Genomic DNA, 12,790 nt, shown 5'->3' with positions numbered 1-12,790 from the left:
CGCCAGTATAAGCCGCTTTCATCTGAGCGCGCCCATCGTCTAGCGGTCAGGACACCGCCCTTTCACGGCGGTAACAGGGGTTCGATTCCCCTTGGGCGTACCAGCTTTTTCAAGCACTTAGCTGACATGCCTGCTTTTGGTCCCGATAAGAGACCCGAAAAGCAGCCGTCTCTGTGACCAGAATCAACCTGCATGACAGTCGAGCTTCTCGCGCGCGACAGGTAGATGGGCGGCTCGTTCGGTTGAATTCTTGCCTCAAGTCACCATTACGCCAATGAACGAAAGCGCTCAGTTGGCGGATGTTCCGATGCCCCGCAAGAGGAAGCGCCAGAAACGGCAAGAAGACGATCACACGTATCTCGCCATCAGAGTGGAGCGTTACGAGGCGAGCGTCGAGGGTGCCGTCAACTGCAACGTCTACACGCCGCAATCCGCTTGGGGCTCAGACGATGACGACCCACTGTATCGGTTCGCTACGAGACTGACTGTCGCCGGAATATCCATCTACCCAGAGGAGCGCGCGGGCGACATCTATGAGGTCACAGTCTACGGCGACAACTTGGGCTCAGGCGACATCGGTGCGACACTCGGAGATGCGCAGGAGCGCGATAGGTACGGTGCGCCCAGATATCGTCAATACCGCGGTCGGCAGATCCCGATTTACACTCCTCCCCCAGGCATGGGGCTCATCGCCAAGATCCGCGGCGAGCGGTGCTGGACTGTGTGGCTTCGCGTTTCCTCATGCTTTACGAGCGACGCGCTCGCGCTGCTGCGAAACGGACGATCTTTGTTCCTGGCTATACACGAGCGCAAAACGAACCGCTCGCGCTGGGTTCAGAGCGTGAGCTTGCAAACCACCAACCCTGCAGAAGAATAGATCCTAGTGCGGGAGCCTGCGCTCTGGGAGAAATGGTCCAGATAGGCAATGCCTTCGGCGCGATTGGTTTTTTGGCACCATTTTTGCGCCGGCGCATTTTTTCGGGCACAAAGCGGAATGGTGAGGTGGCCAATTGGTTCGGGGCATCAAGTGCGTGGAGGCGCACCGTGGGTTCTAATCCCACTCTCCGCCAGCACCTGCGAAATGCTGACGGGCGAACTGCTCAGCGGGTGCTCGGGCCAAGCCGCCGGCTAGGAACAACCGCCCAACAACTGTCGTACCAGGAGGATGAACCATGCCGGACGAGATCTTGAACAAACCCAAACCGCGTCGGGGGTCGCTCTCCGTACCTTTGGCGCTGCTACAGATGTCCTCAATTAGCGCCATCATCTTCGCCACCGGCTTCTCGGCCCTCGCCACTGCGGCATTAGGCGCCGAGCTCCAGCGAAGCTGCATCGAGCCGCCTGCGACAGTTATCGAGCTTGCGGGCGTAAACACTAAACATGCGTGGGCCAAGGCAAAGTTCAGCGAACCGGACATCGTTAAGGCGTGCCATGAAGGCTATGTGGCCCAAGGGAGCTTCTCGTCACCGGAAAAGTGCATTCGCGAAACGAAGGCGAGCCTCCTTGGCGACGAAATTAGCGCGGTTGCAAATTGCAGCAAGGGCACCCTCAGGTTAGGGGAAATGACCTTCAAAATGCCCGTTGAAGAGAACTGTGCATCGGGCGGCATCTTCGCCGCGCCAGCTTTCACAATGCTCTGCCCAAAATATCGAGGCAGGATTGTGAACCCGTGAGACTTTTGCGCCCAAGGCATTTTTCGGGCGTAGGTTGAAGGCTCCAGTCTCGAAAGCGTTTCAGTGAAAGGACGAAGGGGCACAAAACTAGCCTTGTTGGAGGACAAAGACCTAGTAAATGCCACGAGAACATCAGATCGACCGATGGCCGAGAGGTATAATTTGCGCTCTGACATTGTGAAGGTTCAAGCCAGCACCGAGTCAGGCGTTAGATCAGTAAGGTCATCGCTGCTGAGTTTGAAACCAGTACGGAACCGCCACCTCAGAATGAAGCTGCGCGTAAGACCAAATCACTGTATGAAATTTGGAAAAGAGACAGGACGGAACCGCATCATGGCCTCTGCGACAGCGTCGGAATTCAAGAACGAAAGCGATCTCGTTTTCAGCGATATCTCCAGCGAAGCGTGGCGGGAATACCATTTTGAATCGGGTGCAAAAGTCCGGATCGATAACCCGCAGAGGCTCAACGTCAGCGACAGCGGAGGCCACCGCATCTTCGACAGTCAAGGCTTATCCCACTACATTCCTAAGGGTTGGATCCACCTTATTTGGGAAACGAAGCCAGGGCAGCCGAATTTCGTGCGTTAGTCAGGCCAAAAGGCGGGCGCTATGATTGTGTTTCTGTCTTCGTCGGCCCGAGCCCGCTACGCTGATGATATTATCCGGATGCTGGCGCTTCCACGTGGCGGCCAGATGCAGTTCCGCTACGACGGTAAGTGGCTCGCGGACGATGTTCGTAGCAGAGTCCCCCGCGAGCAACTCGCCGACGAGTACGCCTTAGTGTGTTTTGTAGCCGGCAGCAGTGATCCAATCCCCTATGAACTCATACCCATTCGCATTGCTCGCGTTATTCGGTCTGAGAGCGTCGGAACGTCTTACATTTTTACTCTTGCTGCCGATGCTTATGTCAGTGAAGCGACAACAGGTGAATTGCGCGCAGCAATCAGTGCCTGTCGCGAGCGCTTACCTAGCGCAGCCCAAGCGCCGAATGAGATCTATTGCTTCTCCCTCGACTTTGACTGGCGAGCGCACCAGCGTTTGACATTCGAAGCCTTTGAGGAGACTGCAAAGCAATTGAGCCGTCATAAATCGTTCGCGGCCGAGCAAAGCGCGTTCTTCGCTGTACGTCAGATCAGCAAGATCTCAGGCCGAAGCTGGTTTGGAACTTGGCCTCGGTCAAGTGCTGTCGAGCAGGGCGCTTTTCGACTTTCGACTGGCAAGCGCTACGAATGCGAGGTGTACTGCCTTAGGTTGTTCGAGCATCCCATCGACGCTGATGGTGCCCGGCCGACGCCAAAGGAACTTGCCTTGGTCGCTGAGGCAAATGACGATTCGATCCAGTTTGCATCTGCCAAAAGCAGCGTCATCGATTCACGTTATGACTTGAAGCGCTACGTTTTTGCAGCCGAACCGGAGGTGATGAGGCGCGTTAGCGGTATCAGATTATTCCTGTCGGCAGAGGACGACGGACAAGATCGTGTACGCCAAGACATCTCGCTCCAGATGATCTTCGGAGGCTCGGTTGTCCTAGCTTCTATTCGAGCTGTAGCGATCGGTATCGCGACTGCCGGCCCAGGAATGATCGCCGCAAATGCTGCCGGGAAGCTTAGCTCCGGAGCTGCGGTCCTGATGATTGCGCTGGGCGCGTTGGCTGGCATATCCGCAATTTTTCCCTCCTTTCGAAAGCCCTGATTGCGTGTTTCGGTAATTCCCGGACACCCTTTTCGCTAATCCCGGACAGTGATTTCAGTAATTCGCGGACAGCGATTCCGCTAAATCCCGGACAGTTTTCGGAAGCGGATTTAGCGGTCGGTTCTTGGCTGCGCCGTTCTGGCAGTTTGGCCTCTCACGATGATGTTGAGAGGGGCCATGCCGAGACGGAAGCAAGCGAGACGAACGAGCGTGAGGGACATCCAAGCGATCTTGCGCCTGATCCATGAGCACGGTCTTTCGGTGCGTGAAGTGTCGGAACGGCTGAAGATCAGCAAGACGACAGTATCGACCTATTTGCTACGGGCGCGGGAGGCCGGGCTGTCATGCTGGCCTCTGCCGCCGGGCCACGACGACGCGACACTTGAGCGGCTGCTGTTTGGCAGTGCCGGTCGTCCGCCGCAAGACCTGAGCGAACCGGACTTTGCGCTGATCGCCAGGGAGCTGAAGCGCAAGGGGGTGACGCTGACGCTGTTGTGGCAGGAGTATCGCGCCGCCCATCCCGACGGCTACGGCTACACCTGGTTCTGCGAGCACTTCGCCGCTTTCGAGCACCGGACGAGCGCGACATTCCGCAATCGGCATGCGGCGGGCGCGGTGATGAAGACGGACTATGCCGGGCAGACGGTGCCGGTGATCGATCCGGCGACTGGCGTCATTTACCCGGCGCAGATTTTTGTCGCGGTGCTGGGCGCCTCCAACCTGACCTTCGCCTTTGCCAGCTCCAGCCAGAAGCTGCCGGACTGGATCGAGGGCCAGGTGCGAGCGCTCGCCTTCTTCGGCGGCGTCACCAGAGCGATCGCGTGCGACAACCTGAAGGCCGGTGTCGTCAAGGCGCTGTGGTTCGAGCCGACGCTGAACGCGACCTTTGCCGCGATGGCCGAGCACTACGACACCACCATCCTGCCGACCCGCAGCCGCAAGCCGCGCGACAAGGCCAAGGTCGAAGGCGCGGTGCTGATTGTCGAGCGCTGGATTCTGGCGCGGCTGAGGAACCGATCCTTCTTCTCGATCGCCGAGCTCAACGCGGCGATCGCCGAACTGCTCGAGGAACTGAACAACCGGCCGATGCGCCATGTCGGCCAAAGCCGCCGCGAACTGTTCGAGGAGATCGAGCGGGCTGCCTTGAAGCCGCTGCCGGCGGCACCGTTCGAATACGCCGAGTGGAAGTCGGCGAAGGTGCATCCTGACTACCATGTCGAAGCCGACAAGACCTTCTACTCGGTGCCGCACCGGCTGATCGGGCGCACCGTCGAGGTGCGGCTCACGCATCGAGTGGTCGAGATCTTCCACGATCACCAGCGTGTCGCCAGCCACGTGCGTCGCTCACAGCGTTCCGGCCATGTCACCGTCAACGAACACATGCCCAAGGCGCACCAGCGCTACGCTAACACCACGCCGGCCAGCCTGATCAGCCGGGCGGCCAGGATCGGCCCCAACGCCGCCATCCTGGTCGAGCGCATGATGCATGACCGGCCACATCCGGAGCAGGGATACCGCTCGGCCATGGGCATTCTGTCGCTGGCGCCGCGCTATGGGCCGGAGCGTCTCGATGCCGCCTGCGAGCGGGCGCTGCTGATCAACGCGATTGCCTACTCCTCTGTCACCGCCATCCTCAAAGCCGGCCTCGACCGAGCCAGCTCTGCGGAACCGGCAAAGCCGACACCCCAGCACGCCAACATCCGCGGCTCCACCTATTACCAGTGAAGGAAAGGAAGAAAGAATGCTGACGAACCCCACCCTCGACCAGATGCAAACCCTCGGTCTGGCCGGCATGGCTGCCGCCTGGCGCGAGCTGGCCGAATGGAACAACGCCAACGAGCTCAGCCGTGACGAGTGGCTCGGCCTGATGCTCGACCGCGAGGTCGCTATACGGGCCGACAAGCGCGTCCGGAACCGGCTCGCCTCAGCCAGGCTGCGCTTTCCCGAAGCCTGCATCGAGGACATCGACTTTGCCGCGCCACGCGGGCTCGACCGGCGCAGCACCATGGCGCTGGCCCAGGGCGAATGGCTGAAAGCGCATGAGAACCTGATCGTCACCGGCCAGACCGGAACCGGCAAGTCGTGGCTAGCCTGCGCCTTCGGCCAGCAAGCGGCACGGCTCGATCATTCCGTGCTCTATGTGCGAGTGCCGCGCCTGTTCGAGGATTTGGCACTCGCCCGTCTCGATGGCCGCTTCCCACGCCTCATCGACAAACTCACCCGCGCACAACTGCTCATCCTCGATGACTTCGGAACCCACTCCCTCACCGACCAACAGCGCTTCCATCTGTTCGAAATCGTCGAGGAACGCTATCGCCGCAAATCCACCCTGATCACCGCCCAGGTCCCGGTGGCCAGATGGCATGACCTGATCGCAGACCCTACCGTCGCCGACGCCATTCTCGACAGGATCGTTCACAACGCCCACCGCATCGTGCTCCAGGGCGATAGCATGCGAAAGCAAAAGGCAGCGCCCCTCTTGACCGGCACCGAAAACGGCGAAATCAATCATCCATGAACGCAACAAGGCACCCGAGGACAACGCCGCCAAACTGTCCCGACATTAGCGAAACCACTGTCCGGGAATTAGCGGAACCCCTGTCCGACTTTTGCGAAATACGCACCCTGATCGAAAAGTCTTGGTCTGGCGTCTTCGACGAAAATGGCGCGAGCTCCCTCGAGGAGCCCAGATCCGTCAAGATGCCGAAGTCAAACAGCGTCCACGTGCACCGTCGGCCCGATGCCCTATCCGGACCTTCGTTCCACGAGCATGTCCCGAGTTCCGTGGGCTCGAAGGCTGCAATGACGGCGATCGCCTTCCTCCGATCCACTTCCAGCCGCGGTCGCGAGCCTGCGATTACTCGCTGGCCTATTTCTCATAAAGGACTGCGTTGCGCACCATCTGATGTTCATCTGGCAGATTACGACCCAGGACGAACTCGTTTAGGACGACTGAGGCCGTTGTTGGGGGCAGGTTACTGAACGAGTGCCCTTGCCATTCCGGCGTAAGCAAAGCAGGGCGAAGCCCAACAGCGACTTGCTGGTTGGAGCTTGCAACGCCAAGTGGGACAGTGACTCCTTGTATTTCGACAGGCCCCGTACACGCAAAGCCCTCCAGTTCAAGCAGCCGTTGGAGATTTCGCAGCAGATTGGCCTGCGCCGCAGGCGCCTTCTCCTCAGGCAGGGTGCCGTCGAGCGCGTAGCGAAGCAGTTCGGCACCCAGGTTTCGGTCAAGACGTTCCTTGAGGTACTGGTTGTGATAGTGCCGCAGGCAACTCTCGCATGATTGCTCGCAGTGGGCGGGACACTGCTCCAATAGCGCGAGGGTCTGTTGGAGGATTTCCTCAATGTTCCTTGCCGCGAGATCGGCGTAGCCGGCCCCACCGGACAAGGTATCGTAAAGGTAGACGTCGAGCAGCAGCGTGTCATCCTCCCTGTTCGGGACGATACGGAACCCCGCACCGAACTCGGAAGGATCAAGATCGATTTGTGGATGCCGGCTGGCTGCCAGCCGCAAGCCTTCGGCAACCGAGTACAGGGCGTCTTCGAGTATCCTCAACTGCAATGGGTCGCCCGTTTCGGTAACAAGCGGCTGCCTCAGACTGATACGCAGCAACAGCAAATCGGTGGAAAAGACGTGGCCTAGGAACACGTTTTCATAGGTACCAGCGCACTGGTGCCCCGGCCTCGGCTTCCCGTACGAGAACTCAACCTTATAGGGTCGGGTGTGTGACACGTGCGGCTGCTCGTCGACCGAGGCGCGCCCGCACTGGTTGCAGATCCAGAATCCGCTGCGACCGTCCGATGTCTCCTGTCCTTTGTTGACGGTCACCAACTGGCGGTCAGTGGTGACTGCGTACATGAGGTTGCGGCCCACGGGTCGCAGGCTGGGCAGATCATCCTTGCCCACCGGGACGGGAAACTGCGCGGCCGTCGCGTAGGTAATGTCCTGATCGCGATCGTCGTCCTTGAGCGCCCTGCCTTCTTCCGGCAGGAAGACCTGGGGCACCACCATGTGGGTGTGTTTCAGGTCGCCTTCGCACACCGGGCAACGCGCCCCGCCCTGTGTCACGTCATTCAAATCCGCAACAAAGCTACACTTCTCACAGTGCACAAGCGTGTGGCGTTGCTCGAAGATCGCCTCTGCGCGATTCTCGACGTCAGGCAGTGTGTTCGCTACCACCCCGCCGGAGCGATAGGTTTCCTTGTTGATGACAATCAGACGTCCGGGAGCATATTCGCTCAGTGCCTTGCCAATGGACTGCTGCGGCCGTTCGACGACCTCCATCTTCCACTCGTTGTTGCGCTGTGTCAGGCGCTCCACAAGGAAGCTCGATAGGTCCGTGGGGAAAGCATAGCTGGGCAGCAAACCCTTGGCGAATAGGAACTCCAACAGTTCTTGGTCAGCAATGGCCTCGCGCTCGGAACGCCGGTCCTCCTCCTCCTCCTCGCTGCCTGCGGCAGCATTTTCCTCACCTTTGCCTGCTGCGGTTGCTGCTACGAGTTCATCTCGGAAACGGGCGAGAGTCGCCAGCAGGTCTGCGGCCTCATCGCCGATCCAGGCGTCGATCGTTCGAGGCGCAACGCGGAGGTTGTCCGGCAGCCAGTTGCGAATGAGAGGGCGCAGTTGGCCTGTTGGCGCAAGAAGCTCCTGACGCACCCAGATGTCGAAGCTTGCGATATCGAGCCCCGACATCGGCTCGCCGAGGAAAAAGTCCGTAGCCTTGCCAAGTGCCCGGAACAGGGCAGACGATCCCGCCCCGACAGATCCATCGTGAGTGTCCATGTAGTTGTGGAAAAAGGTTTGGAAGAGGTAGGCGACGATGTGGCGCCGCGCGATCTTTGGGTTATCGACCTTGACGTCGGGGTTGCGGGGATCGCCCGCGACGATCTGTTCTGGGTTGTTGTAATAGTAGCCGTCGTGAGGGCCATTCTGCGCATAGGTCAGCACGGTTGAAAGCGACGAGCCGCGGCGTCCCGCCCGGCCTGCTCGCTGCTGGTAGTTCTCCCGCTGCGGCGGCACGTTGCGCAGGCCTACCGCAACCAGGGAGCCGATATCGACACCCACTTCCATGGTCGTGGTGCAGCTCAGCACGTCAATCGGCTTGTCGGACTTCGCGATACGGACGTCCTTGAAACGCAGTTCAAACTGTTCGGTGGTCGCGTGCACCCGTGCGTTGTCGCGGTTTGACAACTGGGCGGTATGTTCCTCGACTGAAATGCTGCGTAGTTGCGCACCGCCGGTCAGCACACGTTCCACCGGGGCACGCCAAAAACCCTTGCGCGCCCTGATATACTCGCTCTGCGAAGGCGTGACTGACTCCAGGGATCCTGAACCGCAAGCCGCGCAATGGCCATGAACCGTCATCGGCAACAGCGCGGTGCAGTCGTTGCAGTGATGCCAAGTCATGTCCAGGTCGATGTGAACGATGACCTTGGCGGGATCGATGAAGATCGCGCCGGTGGAGTCGGCCAGTCCCAGCTCGTTCACGAGTTCCTTCTCGACCAAACCAAGGGTAGTCAGGTCGATCTGCAGGGCGGCGGCCAGCGCGGGCCGGATTGCCTTCGGAAAAATGCCGTTGCTGCCCCACGCGTTCCTCCAGCGGCCTGCCGCCGCCCCGCGGACGTTGCCTTCGATGGTATGGTCAAAGGCGTAGCCGTCCGCCACATGCATCAGCCAAGCGGCGGCCAGGCCGGCCATGTCTGCGGCGGGAAGCGCTGGCACCAACGGGGCAACCGCACTGACGAGCTTCGCCAGCGCGCGGCGGGCCGGAAAGAGGCAGCCCACCGTCGTGCCGGCCAGCGAGTAATATCGGCCGCATAGTTGCCTGAGGAGAGCCATCCTGTAGCGGCTGGGCGGCGGTCCAGGGTCGAAGTCGGCCAGCAATTCCTCGAGAGGTTGGTCTGCATGGTCCTTCTGGAGGCGCTTCACCTGGTCCTCGATTGTCTGCGCGTCCTCCCGGTCAAAGATTGGCAAATTGCTGTCGCTCAGAACCTTGAGCACCGCGATGTAAAGACCGCGATCAGGCCGTGGTTCGCGGCCCGCCTGGAGCAGTGCCCGTGTGGCCAGCGCCAACACTTGCCGAAAAATGTCTTGCTCTACCTCCCGCGGAATATCGCGAGCCAACCGGGCCGCCTTCTGCCGACCGTCCGAAAAGAGAAGAACCTTGCGACCGCCATTAGGATACTCGCGGGTTTCGGTCCGCGAAGCCGGTTGGCTGTCCAACTGCGTCTTCACCAGATTGGCGAACGGCGCCTCGCCCTTGGTGGCGTGATCCATGATAGTGGATGTCTCACTGCGCAGAGTTGGTTCGCCGCAGACACAGCAATTGCCAAACCTTACGCCGTTCTTGACCCAGTCCTGGTTCTGGGCGGGCAGATAGACGCGGGTAAAGCCTTCTGCCGGCCGCTCGGCGCTGTAATCAAGACGGCCGCTCCGGATGTCGAGCCAGGCGGAAACGCAGTCGAGAAAGCTCGGGTTGGGTGGTTCCATCAGAACTTCCACTTCAACCAGCGGCGGCTGGCGGCCTTCACGGAATGGCCCGGACGGTGTGCTCCAGAGGAAATCAGGTTGCGGTCCATCGGCGTAGCCCCGCAAGTAGGCGGTACCGCACTCACGGTGCGTCAGGAGCTCGAAAACCCGTCCACCGCACTGGCACTGCCGGCGGTGGTGGGTATGCAGCCTGCCGAGAATACGGCCAGGTCCCTGATGACGTGCATGGGAACAGTTCGGATCGACGCAGGCGAATAGCCCCGGCAGGCCACGAAAGAACATGTGCAGGCGGGTAGGCAACAGGATGCGGTCATCCGCTTTGCGGCGCGCAAAGGGAGCCAGCGCAAGCAGGGCCGCTAGGGCGCGAGTACCGTCGGGATGCTGCTCAAACAGTTGCTCCTGCAGGGCATCCAGCGCGAGGGCCTTGCCGGATACCAGCTCGATGAGCCTTTCGAGCACTGGAAAGCCAGTAAGGTGGGCAAACAAGTAATCAGGCAGGTCTTCGGCGGACGTCGGTTCCGACCAGCCCAACCCAGCGGCCAATGCGGCCACCGCTTCTCGCGCAGTTTCTGGATGGGTTGCGTACTGTTCGAAGGCTGCCAAATCAAAAACCGCAAGCACATCGGTCACGCGGTCGCCAGGCTGACCACTGCCGTGGCGCTGTTCACGCGTACCGGTGACAACCGCGAACCCACGCCGCGATTGGCGTGGCAATCCGGTGAGATTGCGCGCGAACTCGTCGATCGCTGCCTCGGCGGCTGTACCCTGCCCCAAACTGGCGCTGGTCAGGATGAAGCGCACGCGCTCACGCGGCATGTCAAGACGAGCGAGCAGGCGTCTGATCAGCAGAGCAACCTCCGCACCACCAGCGCCCCGATACATGTGCGCCTCGTCGAGCACCAGAATCAGCTCATTGGCGCTGTCGGCGTGCAGCCACTCCTTCGTCTGCTGGAAAATGGACCGCTCGATTGGCCGCATCAGCATGTATTCGAGCATCGAGTAGTTGGTGATAAGGATATCCGGGCATGCCCGCTGGGTTTCATCGCGAGTCATCATCTCGCGGTCCCGAGGCTGGGTGATGAGGCGGCGGTCCCAATGACGATAGCGCCGTGGTGCACCGCCTTTTGGATTGGGCTTCAGTTCCTCGTGTTGCTTGCCGTAGAACGCGGTCAGGTCCTTTGACGGCCATTGCCCAATCTTGGTAAGGCCTGACACTGTCTCGGGTGTTGCCATCAGGGGCAGGTAAAAGCTCTCGAACAGCGGTTCGATTCGCTCGCCGTCGCGCTTGGCCGAGCGCAGTCCTGGATAGGGCGATCGGCCGGTATAACTGCCAAAACGCACCGGCCGGGCGCGACCCGCCGAAACGATAGCCGATGCAATCTCGTCGCCGAACAGCCGGCGAATGCGGCCCAACTGATCATTGACGAGAGCGTTCATCGGATAGAGCAGCAAGGCACGGCAGCCCGGCAGCGCCGCCGTGGCTGGCCGGTCGCGTGCCTCTTGGGTCAGTTGGCCGATGATCGGCATCAGGAAGCTCTCGGTCTTTCCCGAGCCGGTACCGGTGGCAACGATCAGATCGGAGCCCGCGAAATAGCTCTCAAGGGCTTGTGCCTGATGAACGTAGGGTCGGGGGAACAAGCCGACTTTTGCCGCTGCAAGCTCCGCCAACACCCTTGCCACCGCTGAGGGCAGATCAAGTTGGTCGTAGGTGGCCCCCAGTTGATAGACCGGAGTAGACTCAACAAATGGAGCCTGCGCGACCGCGCCGTCCTCCTGCAGCAGCAGCCGCCGCTCTTGGATGAGTGCCTGGTTGCGTACGTGGTACTGCGCCTCAATGTAGCCGCGCAGACTTGTGCCCAGCCGCCCAACCGTGGCGTGTACGCCGTGTTCGCTCTGCTCGACCCCGTTGCTCATGACACTCCCCCTCTCAGTCTTACCCCAAGCCGCCCAAGCGCATGTGTCACGAAAGGCATGGCGCGGACCGGGAAGGCCATGGATCGGACTGACCGGGGAGTTGCGCCGTCACATTCCCACCCAAGCGCGAGAACGCGGGCCTCCTCCATCGGCAGATCCTTGGCCAGCGTAACCTGCACCAGATCATTGTCCCGCCTCGCATTTAGTGTGCGTGTAGCGCGAAGCGCGTCATCGTAGGCAAAGCGGAACCGACGCGCGTGTCCATGGTCCACTGGAGTTGCGCGCCGCAGCAGTAGCCCGCCGGCCGTGGGCTCGAACTCTCCGAGATAGTACGGTCGGTTGTAAAATGACGTCGGTTTTGCCTGGGCCCGGCACAGCCGCAAAGAGACACCGGCGAGTTCAATCTCACGGGCATTTATCCAGCGTGATCGCGACTGCTGCACCGCTTGGTCCGGAGCGTACACCTCGAGATGGTCGGCTGGCATTGCCGCCTGCTGGAGACGTGGGCGATAGATCTTGAGTGCCTTGCCCATCCAGACGCCGATGGGTTCGGTGCGACCGAGCCAATCATCGAAGCTCTGCACGACCATCTGCGTGGCGCCACCATTCACATAGCGCATGACCCCTGCCGTGACGAAGCCGCCTGAGGGGAGAGCGCCAAGCAAGAAGGACAAACCACCCGATAGTGCAACGGCGCGCGGAGGTGTTGACTTCCAGTAGCCTCCAGGTGACCGCCAAAGATCGCCCGTTTCCTCAAGCGCCTCCAGCACCCTGTTAGCCAGCGGGCGCGCCTCAACAGGCGCAATTAAGCCTCCAAGATTTGTTTCGATCATATCGATGAGGCGCCCTGTAAACACGCCGTGACCATCCCGCGATCCGTCTGCGTCGCACGCAGCGTGCAGGTGCGCCGCAACCAACGCGCGCCGAACCGCCTCTGGGGGGCCTTGGATCGACAAGCCGACCATCGCACTCACCAGCACCTCGGAGGCGGAAAGGACACGAAGTGACAGGGCCATTT

General features: G+C 60.7%; 8 protein-coding genes and 1 tRNA gene. 7 read left to right on the top strand and 2 right to left on the bottom strand.

Annotation, left to right across the window (positions count from 1 at the left end; genetic code table 11):
• Nucleotides 1-28 precede the first annotated feature (28 nt).
• From FJ490_RS13520 to istB, 7 genes are all read left to right on the top strand, one after another.
• A tRNA-Glu gene (locus tag FJ490_RS13520) sits at nt 29-103 on the top strand.
• Nucleotides 104-307: 204 nt separating this feature from the next.
• Nucleotides 308-877 (top strand): hypothetical protein, encoded by a 570-nt coding sequence (locus tag FJ490_RS13515; RefSeq protein ID WP_140729508.1) that lies wholly within the window; start codon nt 308-310, stop codon nt 875-877.
• A gap of 295 nt (nt 878-1,172) precedes the next feature.
• A complete protein-coding gene (locus FJ490_RS13510) occupies nt 1,173-1,673 on the top strand; it encodes a hypothetical protein (protein ID WP_140729509.1) in 501 nt (166 codons plus the stop codon).
• A gap of 333 nt (nt 1,674-2,006) precedes the next feature.
• On the top strand, nt 2,007-2,261 hold the full coding sequence (locus tag FJ490_RS13505; protein WP_127214541.1) for a hypothetical protein: 255 nt from the start codon (nt 2,007-2,009) through the stop codon (nt 2,259-2,261).
• 21 nt (nt 2,262-2,282) lie between these two features.
• A complete protein-coding gene (locus FJ490_RS13500) occupies nt 2,283-3,365 on the top strand; it encodes a hypothetical protein (protein ID WP_140729511.1) in 1,083 nt (360 codons plus the stop codon).
• Nucleotides 3,366-3,542: 177 nt separating this feature from the next.
• The gene (istA, locus tag FJ490_RS13495; RefSeq protein ID WP_140729512.1) at nt 3,543-5,090 is read left to right on the top strand and encodes an IS21 family transposase; all 1,548 of its coding nucleotides are present in this window, start codon (nt 3,543-3,545) and stop codon (nt 5,088-5,090) included.
• Nucleotides 5,091-5,106: 16 nt separating this feature from the next.
• Entirely contained in the window at nt 5,107-5,883 is a 777-nt protein-coding gene (istB, locus tag FJ490_RS13490) for an IS21-like element helper ATPase IstB (protein WP_140729513.1), read from the top strand.
• A gap of 351 nt (nt 5,884-6,234) precedes the next feature.
• Here istB and FJ490_RS13485 read toward each other — a convergent pair whose 3' ends face one another.
• Together FJ490_RS13485 and FJ490_RS13480 are read right to left on the bottom strand one after the other, a co-directional pair.
• Complete coding sequence (locus tag FJ490_RS13485; RefSeq protein ID WP_140729514.1) at nt 6,235-11,772, bottom strand: DEAD/DEAH box helicase; 5,538 nt, start codon at nt 11,770-11,772, stop codon at nt 6,235-6,237.
• On the bottom strand, nt 11,769-12,788 hold the full coding sequence (locus FJ490_RS13480) for a hypothetical protein (RefSeq protein ID WP_140729515.1): 1,020 nt from the start codon (nt 12,786-12,788) through the stop codon (nt 11,769-11,771). The genes FJ490_RS13485 and FJ490_RS13480 overlap by 4 nt, the downstream gene beginning before the upstream one ends.
• Nucleotides 12,789-12,790 lie beyond the last annotated feature (2 nt).

Source organism: Mesorhizobium sp. B2-5-11 (assembly GCF_006440835.1).
GTDB lineage: Bacteria > Pseudomonadota > Alphaproteobacteria > Rhizobiales > Rhizobiaceae > Mesorhizobium.
Note: the sequence above shows the minus strand (reverse complement) of the source record. Positions and strands in the feature narration are given on the sequence as shown.